Annotated in this window: 21 protein-coding genes and 1 tRNA gene; 16 read left to right on the top strand and 6 right to left on the bottom strand. The window is 60.0% G+C overall.

Annotated elements, in window-relative coordinates:
- Positions 1–152 precede the first annotated feature (152 nt).
- The 9 genes from V6766_RS05105 to V6766_RS05065 all read left to right on the top strand — a co-directional run bounded on the left by V6766_RS05105 (position 153) and on the right by V6766_RS05065 (position 12,754).
- Positions 153–1,472 carry a UDP-glucose dehydrogenase family protein gene (locus V6766_RS05105; RefSeq protein WP_448464251.1) on the top strand — a complete coding sequence of 440 codons (1,320 nt, stop codon included), beginning with the start codon at positions 153–155 and terminating at the stop codon, positions 1,470–1,472.
- A 7-nt stretch (positions 1,473–1,479) separates the two neighbouring features.
- Entirely contained in the window at positions 1,480–2,952 is a 1,473-nt protein-coding gene (locus V6766_RS05100) for a glycosyltransferase (protein ID WP_448464249.1), read from the top strand.
- A gap of 9 nt (positions 2,953–2,961) precedes the next feature.
- Positions 2,962–4,143 carry a hypothetical protein gene (locus tag V6766_RS05095; protein WP_448464247.1) on the top strand — a complete coding sequence of 394 codons (1,182 nt, stop codon included), beginning with the start codon at positions 2,962–2,964 and terminating at the stop codon, positions 4,141–4,143.
- Positions 4,140–5,540: a sugar phosphate nucleotidyltransferase gene (locus V6766_RS05090; RefSeq protein WP_448464245.1), complete on the top strand. Its 1,401-nt coding sequence runs from the start codon at positions 4,140–4,142 to the stop codon at positions 5,538–5,540. Before V6766_RS05095 ends, V6766_RS05090 begins: the two co-directional genes overlap by 4 nt.
- A complete protein-coding gene (locus V6766_RS05085; protein WP_448464243.1) occupies positions 5,537–7,120 on the top strand; it encodes a right-handed parallel beta-helix repeat-containing protein in 1,584 nt (527 codons plus the stop codon). The genes V6766_RS05090 and V6766_RS05085 overlap by 4 nt, the downstream gene beginning before the upstream one ends.
- A gap of 1 nt (position 7,121) precedes the next feature.
- Positions 7,122–7,841, top strand: coding sequence for a hypothetical protein (locus V6766_RS05080; RefSeq protein ID WP_448464241.1), 720 nt, complete (start codon positions 7,122–7,124; stop codon positions 7,839–7,841).
- Positions 7,834–8,880 (top strand): alginate O-acetyltransferase AlgX-related protein, encoded by a 1,047-nt coding sequence (locus tag V6766_RS05075; protein WP_448464239.1) that lies wholly within the window; start codon positions 7,834–7,836, stop codon positions 8,878–8,880. Before V6766_RS05080 ends, V6766_RS05075 begins: the two co-directional genes overlap by 8 nt.
- Positions 8,881–8,975: 95 nt before the next feature.
- The gene (locus V6766_RS05070) at positions 8,976–11,636 is read left to right on the top strand and encodes a hypothetical protein (RefSeq protein ID WP_448464237.1); all 2,661 of its coding nucleotides are present in this window, start codon (positions 8,976–8,978) and stop codon (positions 11,634–11,636) included.
- A 2-nt stretch (positions 11,637–11,638) separates the two neighbouring features.
- Positions 11,639–12,754, top strand: a complete 1,116-nt coding sequence (locus tag V6766_RS05065) for an alginate lyase family protein (RefSeq protein WP_448464235.1) — start codon at positions 11,639–11,641, stop codon at positions 12,752–12,754.
- Here V6766_RS05065 and V6766_RS05060 read toward each other — a convergent pair whose 3' ends face one another.
- Positions 12,755–13,345 carry a transglycosylase SLT domain-containing protein gene (locus V6766_RS05060; RefSeq protein ID WP_448464233.1) on the bottom strand — a complete coding sequence of 197 codons (591 nt, stop codon included), beginning with the start codon at positions 13,343–13,345 and terminating at the stop codon, positions 12,755–12,757.
- A gap of 211 nt (positions 13,346–13,556) precedes the next feature.
- Here V6766_RS05060 and V6766_RS05055 point away from each other — a divergent pair, with 211 nt between their 5' ends.
- Together V6766_RS05055 and V6766_RS05050 are read left to right on the top strand one after the other, a co-directional pair.
- The gene (locus V6766_RS05055; RefSeq protein ID WP_026173289.1) at positions 13,557–13,946 is read left to right on the top strand and encodes a TIGR02300 family protein; all 390 of its coding nucleotides are present in this window, start codon (positions 13,557–13,559) and stop codon (positions 13,944–13,946) included.
- Positions 13,947–14,184: 238 nt separating this feature from the next.
- A tRNA-Ala gene (locus V6766_RS05050) sits at positions 14,185–14,260 on the top strand.
- 572 nt (positions 14,261–14,832) lie between these two features.
- On the opposite strand, the gene V6766_RS05045 is transcribed toward V6766_RS05050, so the two are convergent.
- From V6766_RS05045 to V6766_RS05035, 3 genes are read right to left on the bottom strand one after another with little or no spacing between them, the layout of a single operon-like run.
- Entirely contained in the window at positions 14,833–15,591 is a 759-nt protein-coding gene (locus V6766_RS05045; RefSeq protein ID WP_448464231.1) for an iron ABC transporter ATP-binding protein, read from the bottom strand.
- Entirely contained in the window at positions 15,588–16,556 is a 969-nt protein-coding gene (locus tag V6766_RS05040; protein WP_448464229.1) for an iron chelate uptake ABC transporter family permease subunit, read from the bottom strand. Before V6766_RS05040 ends, V6766_RS05045 begins: the two co-directional genes overlap by 4 nt.
- On the bottom strand, positions 16,546–17,499 hold the full coding sequence (locus V6766_RS05035) for an ABC transporter permease (RefSeq protein ID WP_448464227.1): 954 nt from the start codon (positions 17,497–17,499) through the stop codon (positions 16,546–16,548). The genes V6766_RS05040 and V6766_RS05035 overlap by 11 nt, the downstream gene beginning before the upstream one ends.
- Positions 17,500–17,640: 141 nt before the next feature.
- On the opposite strand from V6766_RS05035, the gene V6766_RS05030 reads away from it, so the two are divergent.
- Positions 17,641–18,600: a siderophore ABC transporter substrate-binding protein gene (locus V6766_RS05030; RefSeq protein WP_448464225.1), complete on the top strand. Its 960-nt coding sequence runs from the start codon at positions 17,641–17,643 to the stop codon at positions 18,598–18,600.
- Positions 18,601–18,849: 249 nt separating this feature from the next.
- Here V6766_RS05030 and V6766_RS05025 read toward each other — a convergent pair whose 3' ends face one another.
- A complete protein-coding gene (locus V6766_RS05025) occupies positions 18,850–20,880 on the bottom strand; it encodes a mechanosensitive ion channel family protein (protein WP_448464223.1) in 2,031 nt (676 codons plus the stop codon).
- A 445-nt stretch (positions 20,881–21,325) separates the two neighbouring features.
- Positions 21,326–21,502, bottom strand: a complete 177-nt coding sequence (locus tag V6766_RS05020) for a helix-turn-helix domain-containing protein (protein WP_448464221.1) — start codon at positions 21,500–21,502, stop codon at positions 21,326–21,328.
- Between the two features lie 53 nt (positions 21,503–21,555).
- Here V6766_RS05020 and V6766_RS05015 point away from each other — a divergent pair, with 53 nt between their 5' ends.
- From V6766_RS05015 to V6766_RS05000, 4 genes are all read left to right on the top strand, one after another.
- Positions 21,556–21,972: a hypothetical protein gene (locus V6766_RS05015; protein WP_448464218.1), complete on the top strand. Its 417-nt coding sequence runs from the start codon at positions 21,556–21,558 to the stop codon at positions 21,970–21,972.
- Positions 21,973–22,586: 614 nt separating this feature from the next.
- Positions 22,587–23,795 carry a glycosyltransferase family 4 protein gene (locus tag V6766_RS05010; RefSeq protein ID WP_448464216.1) on the top strand — a complete coding sequence of 403 codons (1,209 nt, stop codon included), beginning with the start codon at positions 22,587–22,589 and terminating at the stop codon, positions 23,793–23,795.
- Positions 23,796–23,988: 193 nt separating this feature from the next.
- Positions 23,989–25,323 carry a hypothetical protein gene (locus V6766_RS05005; RefSeq protein ID WP_448464214.1) on the top strand — a complete coding sequence of 445 codons (1,335 nt, stop codon included), beginning with the start codon at positions 23,989–23,991 and terminating at the stop codon, positions 25,321–25,323.
- 53 nt (positions 25,324–25,376) lie between these two features.
- The gene (locus V6766_RS05000; protein WP_448464212.1) at positions 25,377–26,378 is read left to right on the top strand and encodes a sulfotransferase family protein; all 1,002 of its coding nucleotides are present in this window, start codon (positions 25,377–25,379) and stop codon (positions 26,376–26,378) included.
- Positions 26,379–26,415 lie beyond the last annotated feature (37 nt).

The raw sequence follows: 26,415 nt of genomic DNA, 5'->3' as shown, positions 1-26,415 counted from the left end.
GATACAGCTATTGACAATCGCGCTGCTGCCTTTTTCCGGACAGTGCAGCGTATTGGCTCGACCGCGCGGGCGATGCGGTTGAATCAAAACCGTCAGAGTGTGTTTTCCGGGCGCGAAAATGCCCCGGACGTTCAGACCCGAAGGAGGGGCCTGTGGTAAGAGTAAGCGTGTTTGGCATCGGCTATACCGGCACCGTTTCAGCGGCCTGCCTTGCCGAGCAGGGTCATCAGGTGGTCGCGGTCGATATTGACGCCGCCAAGGTCGCCTCCATCAATGCCGGGCGTACGCCGATCGTTGAGGAACGTCTCGATGAGCTGGTCTCGACCAATCACGCTGCCGGCAGGCTTTCGGCGACGACGGATATCGCCGAAGCGATCCTGAACACCGACGTCTCGATCGTCTGCGTCGGCACGCCCGGCGAGGAAACGGGGGCGATCGGACTTTCCTATGTCACGGCGCTCTGCCGCTCCATCGGCGCGGCGCTGGCTGAACGGAAAGGCCATCACAGCGTCATCCTGCGCTCCACGCTGGTGCCGGGAACGATGGAAAGCGTCTGCGTGCCGGAGCTCGAGCGCGCCTCGGGGCTGAAGGCCGGAACGGATTTCGGCGTCGGTTATTTCCCGGAATTTCTGCGCGAAGGCACCGCTGTCGCGGACTATTTCGAGCCGTGCCTGATCGTCTACGGCGCAATGGACGCGCCGACGATGACGATGCTGCGCGAGCTCAACGCGAGCCTGCCGGGCGAACATCATGCCGTCGACATGAAGACCGCGGAGATGATCAAATACACCAGCAACAGCTGGCGTGCGACCAAGATCACCTTCGCCAACGAAATCGGCAATATCGCCAAGAGCGTCGGCGTCGACGGGCAGGCGGTGATGAAGATCCTGTGTTCGGACGACAAGGTGGCGATGTCGCCCTATTTCCTGCGCCCGGGCTTCTCCTTTGGCGGCTCGTGCCTGCCGAAGGACCTGCGCGCTCTGCGCTTCCTCGCCAATTCCCACGATGTGGCCGCGCCGCTGCTTCAAGGCGTGCTGGAGGCCAACGAGAACCAGATCGCCCGCGCCGAGGCGCTGGTGAAGACCTTCGAGGGGCGAACGGTCGGCATGGTCGGTATCAGTTTCAAGCCGGGCACGGATGATCTGCGCGAAAGCCCGCTCGCGGCGCTCGCCAGCCGGCTTCTGGACGGCGGTTATGAGGTGAATATCTATGATCCGTCCGTCAAGGCCGCTTATGACGAGGGCATGAGCGGGGCAGGCCGCGGCAATGACAGGATCGGCGATCTGCCGGAAAGGCTCGTCGCCGATTTGGAGGAGCTGATAGCGTTGTCAGACATCCTCGTGGTCGGCCATCGCTACAAGGAGGCCGTCGAGCCGCTCGCCGCGCTGATCGGCGACAAGCCGATGGTCGATCTCGCCCGCATCGCGCCGGGCGTGGTGACCGGCGATGGCTATGAGGGGATCTGCTGGTAGGAACGGGATGCTCTATCATATCCTCTATATATGCACGGCCGTGAATATCGCGTTGTTCGCAGCGCCGAACGTCGTTGGCAAGTCCGGCACGCTCGCGTTGACGATCGGGGTGCTCGGCATTTGGCGCTATTCCTGGGGGATATTGAATTTCATCCGCGCAAAATACTACATGCATTTCGCGTTTCCCCGCCGCCGCCGGCGCGCGGAGGCACTTTATGCCGCGCAAACCTATCGGGCGCACGCCTTCTTCCTGGTGACCACCTACAAGATCGATCCGGCGATCACCGCGCCGGTCTATCGCTCGATCTTCGAGGCGGCGCGCAACTCCGAGGGCGGGGCGACGATTGTCGCCTCGGTCGTCGATGCAAGCGATATCCGCCTGATCAAGGCCGTCTTCGCCGGCTCCGATGCCAACCGCTGCGGTACGGTTTCGCTGGTCTTTGACCGGATCGCGGGCACCGGCAAGCGCGATGCGCTGGCGACATCGCTGCGGACCATCACCCGCCTCAATCCGACTCGGCACGACATGATTTTCCTCGTCGACGGCGACACGCGGGTGCCGCCAAATCTGGTGGCCAAGTCGGCTCCTTTCTTCACCGATGAGAAGATGGGCGCGCTCACCTCCGACGAGGTTTCCGATGCGACCGGCGGCCGGCTGTTTCAGGACTGGTTCCACCTGCGCTTCGCCCAGCGCCAGCTCATGATGAGCTCGATGGGGCTCAGCGAACGCGTGCTGACCCTGACGGGGCGCATGTCGGTGTTTCGCGGCGACCTTGCGACCCAACCCGGCTTCATTGCCGGCGTGCAGCACGACTTCATCGATCACTGGCGCTTCGGTCGGGTGAACTTCCTGACCGGCGACGACAAGTCGACATGGTTCTGGCTTTTAAAGCACGGCTACAAGATGGGCTATCTGCCCGATGTGAAAACCGTGTCCGTCGAAACCCAGCCGCGCGACAGCTTTTATGATTCCGCGATCGTGCTGATGCGGCGCTGGTTCGGCAATACGCTCAGGACCAGCAATCGGGCGCTGGCGCTGCCGGCGAGCCGGATCGGCTATTTCACCTGGTGGTCGATCCTGGACCAGCGCATGTCGATGTGGACGACGCTTGCAGGTCCCTGCGGCATGCTCTTGGCGGCCTATGTCTTCAACCCCTACGTCTTCCTCGCCTATCTCGCCTGGGTCATGGCATCGCGCTACGCGATGTGCACGATGATCTCGACTTTCCGGGCCGGAGGGTTTCCGGTCACTTACCCCTTCCTTCTCTATTTCGGCCAGATCGGCGGGGCGCTGGTCAAGACATATGTGCTGTTTCGCCTCGACCGGCAGAAATGGACCCGACAGAACACCGCAACAGGGGCAGCCCGGCAAACGAAGGGCTTTCTCGGATCCGACGGATTTTCTTTGTATCTTCACGCGCTCGCAGTAGCATGGCTGATACTGGGCATGATCTGGTTCGTCGATATTTCGGGCGCTTAGGAGCTTCGCATGCTTATGGAACATCACCCGAACGCCGATACCGACCTCGAGGAATCCGCGATCGAACTGCCCGACAACGGCCATGACACCGATCACCCCTCGATCTGGATGCCGTTTTCGGTGTTCATCGACGGTCGGGAGCTGGAAGGGGTCGGCGTTTCGCTGGTCGCGGCCTATGTCGGCGGCTGGCATGGCGGGGACATATCCGGCCATCGGATGATCGCCCGGTTCAGCTTCCAGTTCGAGGGCTATTCGGTGGTGCTGCCGATCGAGGTGCGCGCCGAGCTGGAATCGGCAAGCGGCGGCGTCTACAAGCTGGTCTTCCTCAATCCCACCGGTCCGCATCTGGCGCATCTGCGCTATCTGATGAACGCCTATCTGGCAGGCGATCTGGTGCAGATCAATGAATTGCTGCGCGTGCCGCCGGAAGCGCGGCAGAAATCGGTGGCGGCACCCCCGCCGCGCAGAAGCTTCCGCGAGAGGATGCGGCGTCTGGCGGGCGCGGGAATGGTGGCGGCCCTGACGCTGGGTCTGATCGCGCTCACGCTTTACACCATACACTATCACATCTTCGTCCACCGGGTGCCGGGCCTTGCCACCGTCACGCCGGCGGGCCTGCCGCTGACGGCGCCGGAAGCCGGGCAGATCGCCTATGTCGACCAGAGCGCCGGCGAGGGGGACGTGGTGTTCTCGCTGCAATCGGCGCGCGGCGGCATGCTGAACTTCTCCAATCCCTGCGATTGCAGGATCGTGCTGACCGAAAACGGCGCGGTGGGCGCGACCGTTCTGCCCGGAACGCCGATCGCCTATGTCAGGACCGACGATTCCGGCCCGACGATCAAGGTCACGATGCCGGACGATCTGGCAAAGCTTCTGCTGTTCGGCGCCGAGGCCCATGCCTCGCTGCCGAATGGCGACGATCTGCCGCTGACCGTCAAGGACGTCAAGGCTGAGGACGGCGCTTCCGGCACGACGGCGCTGGTGACGTTCAGCGCCGCGCCGGATGCGCTGACGGCGGCCGATATCGGCAAGACCGTGGCGCTGACGGTGACCAGCAAGCCCTATGCGAATTTCCTGGAGCGGATCAAGACCCGGGTCTTGCGCTTGACCGCGACGAAGGAGATGAGCGAGCGGGCCAAGGCGTGGCCGCTGATCGGCAACGCGCAGGCCGCCACGGAGACGGGCCGATGAGGGCCGTCTATCCGCTCATCATGTGCGGCGGCGTCGGCATGCGGCTGTGGCCGCTGTCGCGCGCGGAAACGCCGAAGCAGTTTCACCGTGTCGCCGGTCGCGGCTCGCCAAGCTTCTTCCAGGCGACTGTCGAACGGCATGCCGGGCCCGGCTTTCACGAGCCCTATGTCAGCGTAAACAACCGCTACGAAACGCTGGTGCGCGCGCAGCTTCATGCAATCGGCCGCACGGGCGAGCTGATGATCGAGCAGAGCTCGCGGCACACCGGCCCGGCGGTGCTGGCGGCCGCCTTTGCCATAGAGGCCCGCGATCCCGGCGCGTTGATGGCGGTGCTGCCATCCGACCATCTGATCAACGGCGATTTCGGCGCGGTGGTGCTGTCGATGCGCGCGGCGGCGGAGAGCGGTCGCATCGTGCTTTTCGGCATCCGTCCCGCCTACGCCGAAACCGGCTACGGCTATATCGTCGATGATGGGCCGAACGACCGCTTCGAGGGCGCGCGCAATGTCTCTCATTTCATCGAAAAGCCGCCGCGCGAGACCGCCGAGAAACTGATCGAGAACGGCAACGCCTATTGGGCGTCGGGCGTCAGCCTGTTTCGCGCGGATGTGCTGATTTCGGAATATCAGCGTCTCGACCCCGAAACGACTGAGACCGTCCGGGCGGCGGTGGAGCGGGCGGCGCGGGAGCCTGGCCGCACCGTTCTCGACGACCGCTGCTTCCGCAAGGCCCATGCCGCGGCGACCGAAAGCGTCGTGTTCGAGCACAGCGACCGGGTGCTGATGGCGCCGGCTGATATCGCCTGGAACGATGTCGGAAGCTGGCGTTCGCTCTACGAGATCGGCCGGAAGGACGGCGATGGCAACGTGCTGAGCGGCGATGTCGTGCCGGTGGATACCAGCAATTCCTACATCCGCGCCGAGGACGGCAAGCTGATCGCGACGATCGGTGTCGACAATCTCGCCATTATCGACACCGAGGACGTTCTGCTGGTTGCCGCGCTTGAGCGCACCCAGGACGTGCCGCAGGTGCTCTCCGCGCTCAAGGTGCACAAGGGCGAACTGACCAAGCCGAAATGGGCGCATTCGGGAACGCCGTTGAAGACCGGCCCCGGTTTTCGCCTCGCCGAACACGAGATCATACCGGGGGCGGCGCTGACGATTGCGGCGGAGGAAAGCCGCCGCCGGGTGCTGACGGTCTGCGCCGGCCATCTCCACCTGGAGCAGGGCGGAAGCCGGCGTGCCGGCGAGGCCGGAGACAGCTTTACCATTCCCGCCGGCCATGGCGGCGTGCTGCGCAATCTCGGCGACGTCACCGCGACGCTGATCGAACTGCAATATGACGCCGACGACGTCAACGACGCGCCCTTTCTGGCGTCCGGAGGCGAGGCAAGATGATCCGCGTCGGGCGCGTTTATGGACGTTGCGCGGCACTGCTGCTGCTCGCCTTCGCGCCTTTTGCCGACGCGCATGATCATAATCGCCTGGCCGAGATCAACCGCAATGCCGACAGCCTGCTCGAGACGCTGAAGACTGACGCATCGGGCGTTGGGCCGGCGCTTGACGCGGCGCGAAAGCTGCTGGACGAGGCCGGCGTCAAGCCCGCGCGGCAGCCCTCGGAGCCGGTCACCCGATCCGCCGAAGCGGGCGAAAACGCGGCTGCCCCCGCCGAATTTGACACGGTGCTTTTCGCGCCGCTCCTGCAACAGGTCGCGCTGGAGACCGGCAATCTCGGTCACCGCGAACTGATGGAGGCGGCCGCGCCTTCGGGCGGACAGGCGCTGTTGCTGAAGCGCGGGGCGTTTACGCTTGCAGGCCTTGCCGATGCCCTGGCCGGCGACAGCGACGGCAGCGGACTTGCGGCCGCAGACAATGGTTACCGCCTCACGCTGCCGCTTTTCATTTCCGAAGGTGCCGCGCTTGCTATGACGAAGGGCGACCGTCTGGAAATGGCGACGGAGCGCGGCGTCTTCATCATCAATGAGGGGCTTCTGACGATCCGCGACGCCGAGGTGACCGGCACGGATGCAGCGCCGAGGGTCGTTGATTTCCATCCCTTTATCCTGACGGTGCGCGGCGGTCGCGCGGAGATCGAAGACAGCCGGCTTTCCGGTCTCGGCTATGACGGCCAGCCGCTGATGAGCGGGATCAGTTTTGCCTCCAGCCGCTTTGCCGGCAAACGCAGCAGCGGGCGCGTTGCCGGCAATGTCCTGAAAAATATCCGCTCGGTGGAAGTGACCGGCGTTGCCGATTTTCGCTTTGCCGGCAACCGGCTCGATGGCGCGCGCGGCATCGGGCTCAGGCTCGAGCGGGTCGATCAGGGCGTCATCAGCGACAATCTGATCGTGGCGAGCGGGCAGCACGGGTTGTTGATGATCGGCGGCAAGAACACGCTGGTCAGCGGAAACGTGATGGCGGAAAACGCCGGCCGCGGCATTTTCGCGCGCGACGGCGTCGGCCATGCGACGATTGCGAACAACGTCCTTCTGGCAAACGGCGTCCAGGGGATTTCGGTCGCGGGCGGGGCCTGTGTCGATATTTTTTCCAACGCCGCCATTCGCAACCGCGCCGACGGCGTCCGCGTGGCGCAAAGTCTCGGCGTGCGCATTTCCGGCAACCTGCTTGCCCGCAACCAGGGCGCCGGCATCGCCGTTACCGATGCGATCTCTCCCGATGACGAGACCGAGATCACCGACAATATCTTCCTCGCCAATGTTTCCGGCATTTCGGCCGAGCGCTTCTCGCGTTTGCTGTTGAAGCAGAATGACCTGTCCAACCAGTTGCCGGTGATCTTCGCCGGCGCGCTGCAATATGAAACGCCGCGCTATCTCACCTTCCAGCGCGCTCTGGAGAAGGCATCCGATGCCGGTTTCCGGATATCGGCCGACGCGTCTGCCCCGCCGTCGCTGTTTCGCGGCAATGGCGGGCAGTTCCGCCTGTCCGATTTCACCGGCTGCCATCCCGGGGAGGGCGAATGATATGGTGAAGGTCCATGCGATTGCCGCCCTGTTGATGCTTTTGCCTGCCATTGCTTTCGCGGGCGACGCGTCGGTCCGGACCGTCGCCTCGATCTACGACAATGCCCCGCGCCTCAAGGATATCCGGGCGCGGATCGTCGCCGATGAGCCTGTCACGATCACCGAGCTCCAGATTCTCGCCGATGTCGGCGACGGGCTGGCCGCCTACCGGCTCGCCCAGCGGCTTCTCGCGATGAACCGGCCGGAGCTGAACGGCAAGGCGGCGCACTATCTCGCGATCGCCGTGGAGGATGGCCGCACTTATGCCGTACCGCCGCTGTTCGATATCCTGTCGGATCGGACCAGCGATATCTCGCCTGTGCGGCTCGCCCATATCGAAAACGCGCTGGCCCGACAGGCGGCGGCCGGAGACGCGGCGTCGGTGCTGGCGCTGGCGCGGCTTTACCTGCAGGGCTACCCCTTCGGTGCGAAGCCGGAGAAAGCGAGGGCGCTGTTGCGGACAGTCGCTGACCAGCAATCCATCGATGGCGCGATCGCCTTGCAGATGGCGATGCTGATTGCCTCCGGCGGGCCATTGACGGCGGAGGATGAAGCGGCGGTGCGCGCCTATCTGGAGGTGGCGCGGCAGAGCCCGGAGCTTGGAACCCGCACGGCGGCGGAAAACCTGCTGCGTGCCTTTGCAGAGCCAGAAGCGATCCCGGGGGAGGATGAGCATGGATAGCATGAAAACGATAGCGGCCTTGTGTCTCGCGACCGGGCTTGGTTGCGGCATTGCCCATGCCGAAGATGCGCCGTCATCTTACGGATGCGTCAATCTCGCGGAGCAGGGCGATCCGCAGGCGCTGGAGGGGAAGGACGGATTTTTCTTCACGGTGATGGATGATATCGCGATGAAATCCGTCGCCGATCCAGTGCTGGCGGAGAACGTTGCGGCGTTTTCGAAGCTGTTGAAGGCGCAGGGCACCATTCTGGTTTTCGTGCCTGTGCCCACGCGCAGCCAGGTGCTTGCCGACAAGGTGCCGCAATCGGCCTGGCTCTACGGCTATCAGGACACCGTTAACACCGAAATCTATCAGGAAGCGATCAAGCGGCTGAATGACGCCGGCGTGGTCACGGTCGATCTGCTGACGCCGATGAAAACAAAGGCCGCCGGTGATAGCCCTGTCTACCAGAAGGCCGATCCGTTGTGGACCACCGAAGGCGCGCGAATTGCCGCAGAGGCGATCGCGCAGAAGGTTACGGCCATGCCGGAGTCGCGCAAGGCCAATCTGATGACCTTCACCACCACCAAGGGCGAGGACTACAGCCGCCGTTCGGACCTGCGCGAGGCGATCCAGGTGCATTGCAGCGAAAGCCTGCCGCCGGTAACGGAAACCCGCTACGAGACCGTGGGCAAGGAAGCCTTTGCCGCAGACCGGCCTTTCAACATACTGGGCGCGGATGCGCCGGCGCCGATCGTCCTCGTCGGGTCGCGGTTTTCGGCCGATGGGCAGAGCCATTTCGACGGGTTTCTGAAGCAGCTCTCAAGCATGGACGTCGATAATCGGGCAAGCGCTTCGGGCAGTCCGTTCAAGTCGATCACCGACTATCTCCAGTCGGGCGATTTTCAAGCGAAGCCGCCGCTCTTCCTGATATGGGAGGTGCCGCCTGGCGGCAATCTCGCAAGCTATGGCCCTGAGCCCTGGGAGACGCTTTCGAAAGGCGCTGCTGGCGATTGCGGACCGGACGGCTGCGGCGCGGCGGCGAAAGGAAACGAATGAGGCGTTTGAGCATTCCCGGATTGCGATACAGCGGACGCGGTTACGCCCGATCGCTTATGTTGGCGCTTGGGCTATCGGTGGCGTCATCAGCGGCGATGGCGCAACAGCCCGTCATCGATTTCCGTCCGCCCGACATCGAGGCGGCGAAGGTGTGCGCCGACCGCAAGTCCAACGACGCGCTGGAGCTGCAATGGTCGAACTGGAACGGCGGCCAATTGCCGAGCGGCGTCGAATATCGCGATCTTGATCGGGAACTGATGCGGCTTCGCAATATCGACGCGAACAAATATTTCGACACGGTGAAGGCCGCCTACGACCTGCGCCGCCAGGAAGACCCTTATTACAGCCGGGCGGCCTATCTGCTCGATGTCGTGGCGCTCTATGTCGAGGCCGAGCGGTTCGACGAATTGAAGGCAACCGGCTTCGTCACGGAGCTGGAAACCATCGGGCCTTCGGCAACGCCGGGCACGATCAACTTCCTCGCCGACCTTTATCTTGAAGGCAAGGCGGTGCCGCAGGATATCGATCGCGGCATCCAGCGCAAACTTCAGGCAGCCTATAACGGCGATCCCGACGCGGTGCTCTATCTGGCCGAAAAGACCAGCAAGGGGGAGGCGGTTCCGGGCTGGGACATGGACCCGCAACTCGCCTTCACACTCGGCTTTTCCTCTCTGCTTGGCAATCTCGACAATGCGATCTGCGGTCGGGTGCGCCGCATCGCGCGGGCGTTCGAAAGCGGGGAGGTGATCGCCCAGGATCATGCGCTGGCTGAACAGTGGTATCGTTTCGCGGCCGATCTCGGCGATGGCCAGTCCGCCTGGGAGACGGCGCGCTATCATCTCTCCGGCGAAGGCATCGAGAAGGACAATACCAGGCTTCTGCGCTACCTCCAGCAGGCTTTCGACGCCGATATCGTTCCGGCGAAAGTGCAGATGGCAAGGCTTTACGAAGACGGCGTCCTGGTGCCGCCCGATCCCGAGCGGGCAATGGCGATCTACGACCAGCTTGCCGACGACGGCGAGCGCGAGGGCTTTGCCGGCGCCACGCGACTGCTTGCCGCGCGCGGGCTCGAGACGCCGGAAGACCGTCAGAAATATCACGACCGTCTGGTGGCGCTGGCGCGCTTCCCCGATGCGCCGGGCTGGGCCTTTTCGCGGCTCGGCTTGATGGCGCTTGAGGAAAGCGGTCCGTGGGAAGGGCAGGCGGAGGCGCGGCAGTTCTTCGAAGCGGCCGCCGAACGCGGCGACAGCGCCGGCAAGCTTGAGCTCGCCCGGCTTTACCTGCGCGACGGCGACGAGGCCGACCGCCAGAAGGCCGTGGAACTGCTCAAGGAACTGATCGCCGCCGAGGGTTCGACGCCGGCCGTGGACGAGCTGAAAAACGCGTTGTTGTGCGCCAATCCCGATGGCCCCCAGACGGCCGAGTGGGAGAAGTGGAAACACCTCGATCGCGACAACCAGCCGCAATTGCCGGAGGATATCACCGCCGATGCGTTGGCCGACAATGCGGAGGCGACGGCCAGCCTGCAGAGCGCCGCCCTTTCCGGCAGCACCCAATCGGCCGGCGACCTGACGTCGGTCCTGGCGCGGCTGCATCCAGACCGGTTCGATGATATCGTTGCGCACTGGCGGGCGACGATGCGCGGGCAGGCGGGCGGCGAGGCGGCGGTGCTTGACGGCGCCTATCACGCCGCGGACTCTGATGCGAAGCGCGAAAGCGTGCTTTCCGCCCTGGAGACGCTTGCCGCCTCCGGCGATGTCGCGGCCAAGACCGTGCTCGCCGAAATCCATATGGCGGCTGCGGGCAGTGACGCCGCTTCGCTCGACAAGGCCACGGCCCTTGTGGAAGACGCCGGAGGGCAGATCAAGGGTTCCACGCTCTGGCACCTCGACGACGCCTACCGCGCCGCCGGCAAGGGCCGTTACGAGCCGCCGCAGGCGCTGCTTTCGGATATCGCGGCCTATGGCGATTTCGAGGCTCTGCTTTTCGCCGCGACCCGGGCCGCAAGCGATGAGGATCGCGCTCTTTTCTATGACCGCGCCAGGGCGGCTATGCCCTGTGATTTGAACGCTCTTGCCCGCAAGGCCCAGTATGCGCTGAACGCCGGCCGCCCCGGGGAGGCCGACGATGCGCTGGATGTCGCGCTGGCGCTTTCGCCCGATCAGGGGTGGCAGCAGGTCAAGCTCGCCGACATCTACACCACGCTCGGCTCGATCGCCGATCGCGAGGAGGCCTTCAAGCTCTATGAAGCCGCGCATGGTCAGGGCTATGAGCCGGCCTCGCGCCGGCTGCTCGACTGGTATTCCGATCCAGACAGCCGGTTCTATCAGGAGGATGAACACGCGAAACTTCTGCTGGAGGAGCTCGAGAAAGCCGCTCCCTCCGAGCTTTACGGACTGGCCAACCGGTTGAAATATGCGCCCGAAGCCGTCAGAAACAGGGTCAGCGCGGTCTTCGACATGAAGGACGCCTATCGCCAGGGCGCCGAAGCGGGCGATCCCGTGGCCATGCGCGAATATGCCAAGATGCTGAACCGCGATCCCGCTTCGGAAAAGGAGCTGAGCGACGCGACCGACTGGCTCACAAAGGCCGCCAATGCCGGTGACGCCGAGGCGATGCTGCTGCTGGCGCAGGCCTATGCCTTCGGCGCGGGCGTGGAGCATTCCGCCGAAAAGGCGGGGCAATGGCTGAAGGCCGCGGCGGCAGCGGGCGATGAAACCGCCGGGACCCTGTTGCCCGGCCTCAACACCAATTGAACATGACCAAGCGAAAGGGCCGCGATTTGTCAGAGCTCCGACCATCTTTCCCGCAAATCGGCCGGCTGGCGGCCGGCATTGCCGTTCTCGCGCTCGCCGCCTCGCCCGCCCTGGCCCAGGAGGACGACGAAGCGTGCCCGGCCTTTCCGCCGCCGACCGTCACCCTCGACTATGGCAGCCGTTACGACGAAGGCAGCGCCGATCGCTCCACGCTTGATGAGGACAGCGACGCCGCGGTGGATGCGGCGCTGAAGGACGCCGATGACTTTATTCGCGAAATCACCGGCCTTGCCAATGATGCCCGGGCCAATCCCGCTGTCGCGCCCTTCAACGCGGCTTGCGTGATCAATGGCGTTCATGCCTGGGCCGCGGCCGATGCCTTCGGTAAGCTGGAGACCGAAAACGCCAAGATGACCTATGCCGCCCGTGTCGGCGGCATTGCCAGCGCCTACCGCCAGGTGCGCGATCTGGCTGATGGCCTGACCGACGAGAAGGCGACGATCGAGGCGTGGCTGACGAAGAATGGCGATTTCCTGATTGCCTATTGGGACAATGATGCCCCGCCCAAGGCGAAGCTCGGCAATCTGCGGCTATGGGCCGTCTATGCGGTGACGGAAATCGCGCTGATCGTCAAAAGCCAAGATTACATCAATTGGGCCTTTGCGAGCCACCGCGCCGTGCTGGCGACGGTCGCCGAGGATGGCAGCATGCCCTATGAAATGCGCCGGGGAAAATACGCGCTGCATTATCAGCTTCATGCGCTCGCGCCGCTTTCGGCCTCCGCCGCGCTGATCTGCCACAATGATTACAGCTATAGCCCGGACGAGGAAGCGGTGATCGAAAACGCCGTTGGCTTCGCGCTCGCCGGGATCGAGGACCCGTCGAAGGTTGCCGAAATCGCCGGCGTGCACCAGTCGGTGCCGCAGGGGCTTTCCGAACAGGAGCCGTTCACCATCGCCTTTCTTGAGGCCTATCTGAGCCTTGTCAGCGATGGCGGTCTCGACCGCAAGCTCGCGCCGCTGCGCCCGCTTTCCAATTCCAAGCTCGGGGGTGATCTGACCCTGCTTTACCGCAACAATCCGACCATGCAGCCGGGATGCTTCGGGAAGCAGAAGTGATCAGGAGCAGCGACGCAACTGCGCCTCGTAGATCTCAGTCATCTTCTGGGCGCGCGCCGCGGCGCTCTTGGCCACCGGCCGGTTCTTCCAGACGCCGCGGGAATAGCCGCTGTGGCCGGAATGATAGGCAAGATAGAGATTATAGGGATCGTTGAGCGCGATGCCGTTCCGGATATGGCTCTGGTAGTGATACCAAGCGATGAAGTAGATCGCGTCGCCGAAATCCGTGCGGCTTGCGCCGCGCTGGCCGCTGCGGGCCTGATATTCCGCCCAGGTGCCATCCAGCGCCTGCGAATAACCAAGCGCACTGGAAGCGCGGGGGCCGGGGATGAAGCCGAGGATTTTCTTGCGCGGCGGACGGGCATGGGAATCGAAGGAGGATTCGACATAGATCGTCGCCATCAGCACCGAAACCGGCACTCCGTAGTCGCGCGAGGCCTTTTCGGCGTCGCGCCGCCAGTTTTCGAAGATGCCGTTCTTCTGCGCGAAGATCGCGCAGCTATTGCCGACATTGCTGACCGTGGTCGAGCAGGAGGCGAGCGCGGCAAGCGAAATCACCGCAAAGAGCGTGATGAGGCGACGAATAGACATGGAACCAGCATCTACCCGGCAGGATTTAAGAAAGGGTTCTTAAAAATGGTTAACGTCGAAATTGGAGGTTTTTGCCAGCTTGCGCCGCTGTCCGGAAAACGATGAACTTAGCCTTTGACAGACGGACGGCATGACGATAAGGGACCGCCTGATGCAAAAGCGCACAGGCGCTGGTGATGCCAGCCTTCAACCGCAACATGAGAGGTCGATCGTGGCGAAAGCGGAACTCGGAACCAAAAGAACATGCCCCGATACGGGCAAGAAATTCTATGACCTGAACAAGGACCCGGTGGTTTCGCCCTATTCGGGCGGTTCGTGGCCGCTTTCCTATTTCGAGGATACCGCCTCGATCGCGGTTGTCGAAAGCGAGGAAGAGGAAAACGACGTCAAGGAAGTCGATACCGAGGAGGGCGATGTCGAGCTGGCCTCGATCGAAGCCTCCGACGACGATAGCCCTTCCGACAACATCCCGGGTGACGATGACGACGATGTCGACCTCGATGATGATGACGACGATACCTTCCTCGAGACCGACGATGACGATGATGACGACGATGTCTCCGGCATTATCGGCGTGTCGGACGATGACGACGACAGCTGAGGCGACCGCAAGCGGTCTTTGACGATACAGGCGACGCCGGGTCAACGCGACCCGGCGTTCTGCTTTTAAAGGCGTGTCCGGCTTCGTTTTCGGGGCAAGTCGAGCGGCAGACCGGGCCCGGAGGATTTTTTTCCGGGCTTTAATTTTTTGGGGCTTGCATCGTGCGAAAAACCACAGTAACAAGCCGCCACCCGACGCGAAAACGTCGCTTCGCACCGCCCCGGCGGTCTCGAAGATTGGGGCTATAGCTCAGCTGGGAGAGCGCCTGCATGGCATGCAGGAGGTCAGCGGTTCGATCCCGCTTAGCTCCACCAAACTTCCTGATTTGTAAAATGTCACATAGATTGACCTTTTTGTGCAGGCTTTGACCCTTTCGGTCACTTGGCTTGAACTTTTGGGCGTCTAGAGCCGCGATGCGCGCTTGGTATCTGGTGTTCAGGGAGAGGGGCAGTCCGATCTTACCCCGCTCCGGATCGTCGCTCCGTGAGATAGGACTAAGCTCTATATAGGCGGGCACGATGGCTAAGGCATCAAGATGGGGTTCGCTCGTCACATGACTGCTTTGCGCCCCATTTCGGTCGTCCAAGCGAGCTCTCGATTGCCATCAAAGCTGCCGATCCGCGCAGGTCGCTGCGGTGCCTATCAGGGGGAAAGGCTGGCAGGCTTTGGTTAGAATACGCGACTGCCCAGCGGTCCTCGCGTGCCCGGGCAGATCGCGCCGAACATGCCGTGTGGTGCGGATGAGCCGCCATCATAGATCGAAGCGAGCGAATGAAGATGCGGCGACTGATCAGCATCGCCTGTCTACAGAACCAAATGCCGCAACCTGGCTTCATCTAGAGCCGGCCGCAAGCAAATTGCTGAACCCATCGCACTGGCATGAATTCTAGCTGTAGAAATCCACGATCCGTTTGCCGTTGAAATCGCGTACGACGAAGGGTGTATCGAAGACCCTTTGCAGCATCGTCTCCTCGATGATTTCGACCGGTGAACCCTCGGCGGCGATGCGGCCTTCACGCATGGCGATGATACGGTCCGAATAGGCGGAGGCGAAATTGAGGTCGTGGACGACCAGCACGACCGTCTTTCCGAAGTCATGGGCCATGCGCCGGATCAGCCGCATCGTCGCCACGGCATGTTTGACATCGAGATTGTTGAGCGGCTCGTCGAACAGCACGTAATCGGTATCCTGCGCCAGCACCATGGCGAAGAAAGCCCGCTGCCGCTGGCCGCCGGACAACTGGTCGAGAAACCGGTCCGACAACTCCTGGAGATCGGCAAAGACGAGAGCGTCATCGATCCGGCGCGCGTCTTCGGCCGTCAACCGCCCCCGCGAATAGGGAAAACGCCCGAAACCGACGAGATCGCGCACCGTCAGGCGCGCGGCGATATGGTTTTCTTGGCGCATGATCGAAAGCTTGCGCGCGAGCACATCGTCAGCCGTTTCCGCAATATCGAGCCCGCCGACACGAACTGCGCCGCTGTCCGCCTTCATCAGCCGGCTGACGACGGCGAGAAGGGTCGATTTGCCCGCGCCGTTGGGACCGACGATACTGGTAAGGCCGCCCTTCGGGATCGTCAGCGTCACATCGTCGAGCACGCGGGTGGCACCGTAGCTTTTTGAGATATTGCTGAGTGCGATCATCGGAGATTTCCCCGCAGAAGCAGAAAGATGAAGAAGATGCCGCCGGCAAATTCGACGATGATGGACAGCGCCGTCCCGAAGGAAAAGACCCGCTCCAGAACGGTCTGGCCGCCGACAAGGGTGAGGGCGGCAAGCAGCACCGCTGCCGGCAGCACAACGTGATGCCGCCCGTCCGGCATTATCATATAGGCAAGGTTTACCACCAGAAGGCCGAAGAATGTGACGGGCCCGACCAGCGCGGTTGCGACCGAAACCAGGATGGTGACGACGAAAAGCGTCAGCGTGACCGCACGCTTGTGGGAGACACCAAGCGCAATCGCCGTTTCGCGCCCTGTCAGGATGACGTCAAGGTCCGGCAAAAGCCGCCAGCCGAGAACCGAGACGGCAAGGATGATCACCGCAGAGATGCCGAGCAGCTCGGTGTTGGCGGTGTTGAAGCTTGCAAAGAACCGGTCCTGCAACACCACGAAATCGGTCGGGTCGATCAACCGCTGCATGAAGGCGGAAAGGCTGCGAAAGAGACCGCCGAACAGAATGCCGACAAGCATGACGAGATGGATACTGCGGGTGGCGCCGGAAAACAGCCAGCGAAACAGCAGCAATGCAAACCCGCTCATGACCGCCGCCTCAAGCACGAACATCACGCGTTGATCGATGGCATTGAGCCCGCCGGCCCCGAGCGCGAACACGAAGAACGTCTGCAGCAGGATATAGAGCGCATCAAACCCCATGATCGAGGGCGTCAGGATGCGGTTGCCGACAATGGTCTGGAACAGCACTGTGGAGACTGCAATCGCATAGGCTACCAGCAGCAGGGCCGCAAGCTTGACGCCGCGGAAACCAAGCACGAAGGACCAGTTGCCGCGGGCGCCAAGTGTCATGAAGGCAACGGCCGACACAAGCGCCAGGGCTGCCAGCACGGCGATGATCAGTGCGCTTTTACGACCTCTTTGATCAGCGTGCATGGGCTTCCTGCCGCAGGAGAAGATAGAGGAAGATCGCCGAGCCGAACACGCCCATCATCGTGCCGACGGGAATCTCGTATGGCGCTATGATCAGGCGACCGGCGATATCGCAGGCAAGCACCAGCACCGCCCCGCTATAGGCAATCCACGGCAGTGTGCGCCGCAAGTTGTCGCCCATCACAAGTCTGACGACATTGGGCACGATCAGACCGACAAAGGGGATGGAGCCGACGGTGACGACCACCGATGCCGAAATCAGCGAGACGATGGAAAGCCCCGTCAGCATGGCACGGCGGTAGTTGAGCCCGGTCGATATGGCCACGGCCTCACCGAGACCGGCAAGCGTAAACCTCGCCGCGGTGACGTAGGCGACAACACCGAGGCCAAAGGAAATCCACAGCAGTTCATAACGACCGCGCAGGACCATCGAAAAATCGCCGTTGGTCCAGGCGCCGAGCGACTGCAGCAGGTCATAGCGATAGGCAATAAAGCTGGTGATCGCGGAAATGACGCCGCCCAGCATGATGCCGGTCAGCGGCACCATCAATACCGCGCGCGCCGGAATTTGCCGCACCAGCCTGAGGAACAGCGCTGTGCCGGCCATTGCAAAAACGGCCGCCAGCAACATTTTGCCGATCACCGGCATTCCGGGAAAGAACAGGGCCGCCGTCAGCATGCCGAGGGCAGCGGATTCCGCCGTGCCGGCCGTGGACGGTTCGACGAACCGGTTCTGCGCCAGCATCTGCATGATCGTGCCGGCAATCGCCAGTCCGCCGCCGGCAAGGAGCAACGCCAATGTGCGCGGAAGCCGGCTTGCCAGCAATACCAGTCCGCCGTCCTCTGCCCAGAACAGCGATGAAAGCCCAAGCGTGCTCGCACCCGTCAGGAGGCTTGCGAAGAACAAAACGAGGCCGAGAACAATTGCGGAAAAAATGCGGATCATGAAAGTCTACTTTTCAACTCCCGGCCTTATGCGGCGCGCGTCGCCCGGGGTCAATGGCGCGGCCGTCCGGGCTCACGGCAAAGTGTGCACCCCATCGCGCGACACGACCGAGACGTGCTTGTCAGCCATGCCATTTTGAATATGTTGACCAGAACAATCAAGTATGAGGAGTCTCCCGTGAGAATCGACGCAGTCCACCGTGCCACGCTCTTCGCCGCCATCGCGATCGTTCCGACCCTTGCCGCCGTGCCGGCGCTTGCCGAAACCATGACGATCGAGCATGTAAGCGGCAGCACCGAGGTTGAGATGAACCCCGAGACCGTCATTGTCTACGACCTCTCCGCACTCGATACGCTCGATGCCCTGGGCGTGCGCGTAACAGCCGTGCCGGATGCACCGATGCCGCCTTCCCTTTCTGAGTTTTCCTCCGATGACTACGAGAAGGTCGGCTCGTTGTTCGAGCCGGATTTCGAGGCCGTCAACGCGCTGCAGCCCGATCTCATCATCGTTGCCGGCCGCTCGCAGGCAAAATACGACGACCTGTCGAAGATCGCCCCGACGATCGACCTGACGATTGCCAATGACGCTTTCCTCGAAGGGGTCGAAGGCAATGCCCGGCTTCTGGGGGAACTTTTCGGCAAGCAGGAAGAGGCCAAAGCCGAGATTACGGCCCTGGAAACCACGCTGGAGACGCTCCAGGGGCTGACCGAAGACGCCGGAACCGCACTTGTGCTGCTGACAACGGGCGGCAAGATTTCCGCCTTCGGCCCCGGTTCACGCTTCGGCGACGTCTATGACCTTTATGGCTTCGAACCGGCCGACGAAACTCTCGACGTCGGCACGCACGGACAGGCGGTTTCGTTCGAATATATCATGGAGCAGAATCCGGACTGGCTCTATGTGCTCGACCGCGACGCTGCCATCGGCCGTGAAGGCGAAGCAGCGCAGCAGCTTCTCGACAATGAACTCGTCGCACGCACCAAAGCCTGGCAGAACGACCAGGTAATCTATGCCGATGGCGGGGTGCTCTATCTTGCAAGCGGCGGCGTGCGCGCGCAGAAGGCCTTGGCCGAACAGGTGTTGGAAGCGCTGAAGGACTGAAATCCTGGCTGCAAGCGGCGCGGTAGAGAATCGGTTTGGTCCGGGGTCGCTTTCCTAGCGAGAAGAATGGTCGTTCCACGACCGGACGGCCTGCTTCCGGCCCCGTTGTAGCCGGTCCGGAAGGCGCCCCCATTTTGGTCATTCAGCCCCTTTCACACTTTACCGACAACAGACACAGTCCGTGCTCTCGCAATGACGCTAAGTTTAGAACTGCGGCGACGTTCAGGTATTATTGAGAATGGACCCTAGTTAGCTCCCTTGGTGCCGCGCACGTTCGGACGTTGAAGACGACTCCACCTCTGAAGCCTCTTCAGCCAGCTCCGGTGGCGGTTGACAAGGATCGGACAGCGGTTCTGCCGCTTCCGGTTCAACTATGTCATCTGCATCAGCGCTGCCATATGGCGGATAATCAAGTGTCCCTTTCAGACGCTCCTGTTCTAGGCGAGACAGACGTGGGAAAGGCAGCTGCCCCGTATCACGCCAGCGTTTCACGGCATCTTCCGCACGCGTGCTGCGCTCCTCGTCGCGCCCTTGATCCTTGGCCATATAAACGGTCTGAGAAGGAAATGCGAAATCGGTACCGGCTTCGTGGACGGCCTTCAGAATACGGAGGTCTACATCCTCCCTGATCGCGAAAAAATCGTTCCACTCACGCGTTTGCGCGTAGATTCGGATGGAAATTTTCAACGAGCTGTCCCCAAAACCGGCGAAGCGGACCCGGACGGTTTCAGCATCAATACGAGGGTGGGCGTGAAGCATGCGTCGCAACGCGACCAACAGGTAGCGCAGCTGGTCTTCAGTTGTATCATACCGCAACCCGATGGTTTCGTTGATCAGCATCTGGTCGCATTGAGCCCAGTTGATGATCTGCATATCCGCAAACTGTGCATTGGGTATAGATATGACCGTGCGGTCAACCGCACGCAGCTTTGTCGAGCGTATCCCGATCCCCTCAACGGTCCCCTTCTGATCGCCGACGCTGCAGAAATCTCCAACGCGAACGGGCCTGTCGACGAACAGGATTACACCTCCAATCAGATTTTCAAATGTTGGCCGCACGGCAAGGGCGACAGCTAGACCCCCGATACCAAGTCCAGCCACCACGCTGAGAATTGGCAATCCGATAGCATGCCCACCGAGCGCCAGGATGCAGACCGAACCGAAGAGACCGAGCGTTGCGCCACCGAGACGAAGTAGATCTGCGTCAAGACTTTCATCTCTGATGCGTGGCGACAGAATAATGGTTTCGACGAGTATTCTGGTCAGGAGCCAGAAGATGAAGGCCGATCCGCCATAAATGGCAATCGTAAGCACGACATCATAGAACCGGGCGAAGGAGCCAGACAAATGAATCTGAAGCGCGATGAAAGGCAATACTGAACTCGCGCAGTAAACTAACAGCACCGGGGCCAAGGTACGAGCCACCAAGACAGACACCCGACCGGTTTTGACCATTGAACGAACAGCATGGTGAATTCCGAACAGAACCAAAGCGAAAACGAGCAGCAATGCTGTCTCAAAAATAACCTTCCAGGCCGGGGTCTCGAACCAGAGTTCGGTCAGAAGCGGCGGCATGGCCTCCACGAAGGCCGGAGGAACGAGCGGTCCTGTCTGCTGAGGGCCGAAACTCGCCCAGCTTTCAATACCCAGAGGGCTTATCAGCGGCAGGTGGCGCACCGCTTCAAAGAAACGCGGCGCAACGCGAACTGTCTCTTCCGCAAACAGAAATTCTCCTTTGCGCGGCCCGTTTACAACACGCTCTATTCGCAAAGGCGTATTTGGTATCCGAAAACTGTCCGACCCGGTTCCCGAGGCCATGTCCAGGTCGGGAAACATCGTAACGTCGGGAGGGCCAATGCGCCCAAAGATATCCATCAGATATTCGAATGTTCTGATGCCTGTTTCTCGACGAGTCGCCGCAGCCACATTCTCCAGATCCACAAGATCCACAAGGAGGTCTGAAAAAAGCGCGATCTCGGCCTGAAGTTCCAGGCTCGGATCCTCCAGATAGGCTTCAACGCTGTCCTGCAGTGCATCTGAGGCGTTCAGGAATGATTCCATCGTATAGCGCGGCGAGTCGGTGCGTATCTGAGCCCAGAATCTTTCGGATACGACATCATCTGACAGGTCCTGTGCGTTGCCGGGCTGTGGCATGAGCAGGAAAAGCGTCACCGCGAGGAGGCCGATGCAAACGCTTAGTCCGAGCCCGAAAAAGCCGCTATCGTTCTGCCTCTCACCTCCATTGCGGGAGCTGTAGCGCGAGATGAAAAACCTTATCATATTCTGTCCTGCCGATTTCCGCCGCTTAGGTAATGCTACGGCATGGTGCGCCATTCAATACAGCAGGCCTTCTCATTTTAGGGAGGTTTTACAAACTTAATTGAGGTGTTCCTCTTTTAATAGCAAGAAGAACGGCATGCTACCATAAAATGCAGTTAGGCCGGTTCGCGCTTTGCGGCGCGATAGGCAAATTGAATTGGAGATTTGACCTGAGACCTCGTAGTCATTCTTGTTATTCAACGTGGTCCCGGGCCCCGCATACTGTCGGCCTTTCAGAGATTCATCGCGCCGATCGGATTCGTCCGCCTATGCCGAATTTCAATACGCTAGCTATGCTAATACGCACATGACCACTTCCCGAGGAAGAGCATCTCGAAGCCGACAGTCTGTTTCCGGCCCCAATTTGGTCGTGTAGTGGGGCAGTCGCCTATTGGGCTCAATCAGTTTACTCGCTTTGAGTTTCGTGCTTGAGCGCCTGATATAGTGTTGTCTTGCTTACCTTAAGCCGCGTAGCGGCTTCGCGCACGTTGAGGCCAGTCGATATGAGTTGCTGTGCTTTGGCGAGTTTTTCCGGTGACATGACAGGCTTTCGCCCACCCAAGCGTCCCTTCTCGCGTGCCACCTGGAGGCCTGCATTTGTTCTCTCGCGGATGAGATCTCGTTCAAACTGGGCATGTGCTTTCGGATGCGTTCGCGGCCCGTATCATACACGCGGCCGACTGCGAATTCGGGTTGTGTGGAGCTTATCATCGCGGCGATGGAGGACTTGTTTCTGAACGGTTCGACGTTGACGCCATCGTCGAGATCGACGTGCCCGCCGACTGGGACAACAGCCGGGCGCTCGACATTCTGGAAGAGTCGTTGCAGGGATTTCCGGGCGTGAACAAGATCGTGCGTTGCACCCGATGCGTACAGCTCCAGTTTCCGTTCATGCACATGGACGTGACGATTCTCGACCGGCAGCAGCGCCTCGCCGTGGAGAGGGTCGGCGAAATCTTCCATGCACCCGACACCGGTCCGGCGTTGCGGGTGCCGTCCAACCCGTGGGGATTCACCAACTGGTTCCGAAAGCCTCCTCAAAAGGAAGCTTGAATCACAAAACTGACTGGCCGTGAATCCTATGTGTCCACAGACCCTAGATCGTCGGCTCGAAGCCGTCCTGCGTGTCGTGCATGGCTTCCGTCTACAAACGTCAAACGACACCAGAAACTCTCTTCGAAGGACCGCTAGCCTGCAGCTTAGCTATATGCTACTGATCCAAGGCTGCATGACGAAGTTTTTTTGCTCATAATATTAATTGCCAAACACACGACGCCTCATTGTTGTACAGGTTTGTTAGCCTGAGACAAGGACCCAAATGACAAGCTAACCCAGCCTGCTACAGAAAAGGGTCGGAGGTCGCATAATCCGTCCTCGGCGGTGCATTCCGGGAATGTCGCGGTGTAGCATTGTCGCGGTGACCAGATCAAAACTTGGCTGGCAGTGCTACAACTGAACACACACACGCCTCTTTAAACCTGCAGGTCGCAACCGGCGCGGCAGCCGGCGCAATCAAGACCACGACACCAGTAGTCTCGGTTGGAAGAGAAGAAGTTATCGAGCTGGTGCCTCACGACCAACGCAAACCCAGCAATTCAGCTTATGCAATGCTGACAACAGCGCACAAATTGATACGCCCTTGAACAAAGGCATCAGAACCAGAAAAGATGCATATTCTACAGATCAACAACAACCATAGGATCACTGGCGGGTCGGATCGTTTATATCTCAACACGGGACGAATACTTGAAGCCGCCGGTCATGCTGTCAGTTATTTTTCTGCGCGAAGCGATCGCGATATTGACTGTGCAGACTCAAAATTTTTCTGCAATGCAGTCGATACAAAGAATGCAAGCTTTCATGATGTTACGCGATTTCTCTTCAATGCAGACGCTCGCGCTATGCTAAATCGTATGTTGGAGGCAAAGAGACGTGTCGACCTCGCGCATCTGCATATCTACTACGGTCGACTTACCGCTTCGATCCTCCAGCCGCTGAAGAGGCGTGGCATACCTGTCATTCAGAGCCTCCATGAATACAAGCTGGTGTGTCCTGTTTACACGCTGGAGCGGGACGGCAGGGTGTGCGAAGCCTGCATCAATGGAACCACTGCCAATTGTATTCGGTACCGCTGCAGAGACAAATCGCTTCACAAAAGCGCTTTGCTCTGGCTCGAGCATAACCTTTCCCGCCTGCAAGGCAGCAGCCAGTCAATTGACCGCTTCATCTGCGTTAGCGACTTTCAGCGCGAGATGTTCATTCGCGCCGGGATTCACGCACACAAACTCACGACACTGCACAATTTCGTCGACCTCAGAGCAGTCCTGCCGCAACGAAACAGGCCAAGGGGAGACTACCTGCTCTATTTCGGACGCATTGAGAAGCTGAAGGGGGTGCCAACGCTGCTGGAGGCGGTGGCTGGAACGGCTATCAGACTGAAAATAGCAGGGATAGGTTCTTGGAGTGCAGAGCTTCGCGAAAAGATCAGAGGTATGCCGAACGTCGAATACCTTGAATTCGTGTCCGGCGAACCCCTTAAAGAGCTAGTCGCACAAGCACGCGCCGTTGTGGTTCCCTCAGAATGGTACGAAACATTCGGGCTGACGGCTCTTGAGGCAAAGGCCGCGGGTACACCCGTTATAGCCTCGCGCATAGGCGGGTTGACCGAAGTCGTCAGAGAAGGTCAAGACGGCTTCCTGTTCGAGCCGGGGAATGTGGGGTCCTTGAAAAACGCATTGAAAGCGCTGCAGAACGCCGATATTGCCGCGATGGCGAATGCCGCGAGGCAGGATGCCGCATCGCGCTTTTCGCCTGAGAGCTACTTAGCCCGCCTGTTGGATATTTACGCAACAACCGTCGAAGAAGCGCAGGGGTGAAGACGAGGCAGACGCCGAAAGGGTGGTCAACCATGATTGTAGCGTCGTCTCAGCCTTTTCAGGTCAAATCTGGGCGTTCGCGCCAAAGCCATTGTGATGTCAGGAAGTTAAGCGATATATTTCAATCAGTTGCAGTTTTTTGCGCATTCCAAGCGGAAGGGATGACAGACAGCTCGCAGAGCAGCCCAAACAAATGTACATAATTTACTTTTTTGCTTTTCTTGTTACGACGCAAGAGACCATTTTCGCGTTGCTAGGTCTGTCTGGAGGCACCTTGTTTCTGGCTCGGGCTGCCGTCGACCTTTCGTCAGTCGTCCTGTTCGTCTTGGCAGCGACTGCCGCGACGCTCCGGTCACGCACGATTTCACTGAGCGGCATTCGCTACGAGCGCCCCTTCATGCTCTTTTTCTGCTATTCGATCGTTATTAGCCTGATTTCAACGCAGGCCAGCCTGTTGACTAACGGCAGTGAAATCTTTGTCCTTAATCGCTTCGTATTCCTCGCTATGGCATTGCCGTATGTGGTCAACAGCGATCAGAAAGTCCAAAGACTGCTCCGCTTCCTGTTTGTCTTGATCATTTTCCAGGCAACAATTGGTATATTGCAGCTTCTGGGTGGGCCCTCTGTCATAGACTTGTTCAAACCAAACGACTACAGCAACATTTTGACGGGTGACGCGCGTTCATTCACCTCAAACCGCAGCCTCAGCCGCAGGATGCTGATCGGTAGTATGGGTGATTTCATTTCGTTCGGTTATATGATGCTGTTCGGCATGATATTCGCGATAGCCCGGCTGAAACGCGGGCCGGGAACCGTTGCCTTGCTACTGATGTTTCTTGCTCTGGTGTTCTTTAGTGGTTCGCGCACCATCTTCCTTGCTGCGCTGGTACTTCTGACACTCTATCTCTTCTCAAGGGCACGAGTCGCCTGGCGCGTCATGATGGTTCTGATCATCCTTTTGATCGCCCCGATTGTACTCAACATTTTTAGCCAAATGGCCGCCAGCACAACATTTGAATACACTAGCTTTCTAGGCATCTTCAATCCCAAGTTCATAGATGCTCTTTTGAATCAGCGCTTGGGGCACGTGGTCCTGTATCTCCCGAAATTACTCGGAGATCCGATGGCGCTGATAGGATTTTCGCCGGACCGTCGTCTGGTTGAACAATACGTGCTTGAAAACTATGGTCAGCAACTGCCATACATCTACTTGGCGACCTTCTACCACACGCTGGAGGATTTTTACCCCATTGCATTGCTCAGCTATTATGGTCTTATAGGCACGGCGCTGTTTTACCTTGCGCAATACCGCATATTCGCAGGGGCCAAAGCGGGCAGGAAGAGTGACAATCCGCTATTGGCGCAACCGGCAAGAATCGTATTTTGGGGAATAATTGGAATAAACATCCTCAGTTTTGGAAACCAGAGCTTCGAAAACCGAGGACTTTCATTCATGTTTTGGTTAAGCGTCGGTCTTTACGCCAGCGCGATTAAATGCACGAATTTAAAACACAAATTAAAAACATAGGCTTGTCATTCAAGCTAGGAATTAGATCTATTTGAAAACAGGACCGCATCCCGATGATATTCGTCGTTGGAAATAGCCGCAGCGGCACCACGCTGCTGGGGCGCATGCTTGATAGGCATTCAAATGTCTGTACCTTCGAAGAGCTCCATTTCTTTGAACAGATGGTCGATTCAAAGACTATTCGCGAGCGGCCCCACTGGCCCCGGGATAAAAGGCGGCAAGCGATCGAAAGGCTTTTGACCTCTGCCCGCGACAATGTTTTTGCCAAGGTGCAGCCTGGCCTCTTCACCGCAGAAGCAGAGGAAATATTGAACGAGACAAACGCATCCGACGTCATCTCGGCTTATGCTACCATGCTTGACCGTATTACACGTGCATCAGGGAAGGCCATACCCTGTGAGCAAACTCCGAGATACCTCTATGTCGCGGAGGAAATACTGGAGGCATTTCCCGACGCGGTAATGGTTTGTATGGTTCGCGATCCGCGTGCGGTTCTTGCATCTCAAAAAAACAAGTGGCGGCGCTATAGCATTGCCAGAGATCGGATGCCGCTCTTTTGGGCGTTTCGCGCATGGGTGAATTATCACCCCAAGACTATGGCGTTGATGTGGGCATCCGCCAGCCGGCGAGCTCGGCAGCTGGAAAAGCACCCTCGCGCAATTGTCATCCAGTATGAAATGTTGCTTTCCGATCCTCGACGCCAGTTGCAAGGGCTTTGCGATTTGGCGGGAATTAACTTCGAAGAAGAGATGATGGAGGTAGCACTGATAGGTTCGTCGACCGCTTCGGATAAACCCGATCAAATCGGCGTCGACGCCTCACGCGTGGATGCGTGGCGCAACGGCAGTCTTACCCCCTCCGAACTAGCGATTTGCGAAGCAACGACAGCTAAGGAAATGGACTTTTGGGATTATACGCCGGTCGCTCGACCAATGCCTGCGCCTACGCAACTCTTTCATACGGTTGGCTTCCTAGTCAAGTCGGGTACAGCTCTGCTACTAAACATCCGCCGCTTCAAAAACTTGCGCGAAACGATCAAACGCCGGCTGGCATAAAAGGGAGCATGTCATGACTGCAAACCCTCGTCGCCAT

The organism is Martelella sp. AMO21009 (assembly GCF_053484295.1).
This window is presented reverse-complemented; position numbering and strand designations above follow the sequence as displayed.

Bases quoted from the DNA above. Each gene is read 5' to 3' on its own strand.
- V6766_RS05030 (WP_448464225.1), top strand. From the start codon at position 17,641: ATGTTGACCAGAACAATCAAGTATGAGGAGTCTCCCGTGAGAATCGAC.
- V6766_RS05095 (WP_448464247.1), top strand. From the start codon at position 2,962: ATGCTTATGGAACATCACCCGAACGCCGATACCGACCTCGAGGAATCC.
- V6766_RS05045 (WP_448464231.1), bottom strand. From the start codon at position 15,591: ATGATCGCACTCAGCAATATCTCAAAAAGCTACGGTGCCACCCGCGTG.
- V6766_RS05075 (WP_448464239.1), top strand. From the start codon at position 7,834: ATGGATAGCATGAAAACGATAGCGGCCTTGTGTCTCGCGACCGGGCTT.
- V6766_RS05070 (WP_448464237.1), top strand. From the start codon at position 8,976: ATGGCGCAACAGCCCGTCATCGATTTCCGTCCGCCCGACATCGAGGCG.
- V6766_RS05100 (WP_448464249.1), top strand. From the start codon at position 1,480: ATGCTCTATCATATCCTCTATATATGCACGGCCGTGAATATCGCGTTG.
- V6766_RS05085 (WP_448464243.1), top strand. From the start codon at position 5,537: ATGATCCGCGTCGGGCGCGTTTATGGACGTTGCGCGGCACTGCTGCTG.
- V6766_RS05025 (WP_448464223.1), bottom strand. From the start codon at position 20,880: ATGATAAGGTTTTTCATCTCGCGCTACAGCTCCCGCAATGGAGGTGAG.
- V6766_RS05060 (WP_448464233.1), bottom strand. From the start codon at position 13,345: ATGTCTATTCGTCGCCTCATCACGCTCTTTGCGGTGATTTCGCTTGCC.
- V6766_RS05065 (WP_448464235.1), top strand. From the start codon at position 11,639: ATGACCAAGCGAAAGGGCCGCGATTTGTCAGAGCTCCGACCATCTTTC.
- V6766_RS05010 (WP_448464216.1), top strand. From the start codon at position 22,587: ATGCATATTCTACAGATCAACAACAACCATAGGATCACTGGCGGGTCG.
- V6766_RS05005 (WP_448464214.1), top strand. From the start codon at position 23,989: ATGTACATAATTTACTTTTTTGCTTTTCTTGTTACGACGCAAGAGACC.
- V6766_RS05000 (WP_448464212.1), top strand. From the start codon at position 25,377: ATGATATTCGTCGTTGGAAATAGCCGCAGCGGCACCACGCTGCTGGGG.
- V6766_RS05090 (WP_448464245.1), top strand. From the start codon at position 4,140: ATGAGGGCCGTCTATCCGCTCATCATGTGCGGCGGCGTCGGCATGCGG.
- V6766_RS05040 (WP_448464229.1), bottom strand. From the start codon at position 16,556: ATGCACGCTGATCAAAGAGGTCGTAAAAGCGCACTGATCATCGCCGTG.
- V6766_RS05080 (WP_448464241.1), top strand. From the start codon at position 7,122: ATGGTGAAGGTCCATGCGATTGCCGCCCTGTTGATGCTTTTGCCTGCC.
- V6766_RS05035 (WP_448464227.1), bottom strand. From the start codon at position 17,499: ATGATCCGCATTTTTTCCGCAATTGTTCTCGGCCTCGTTTTGTTCTTC.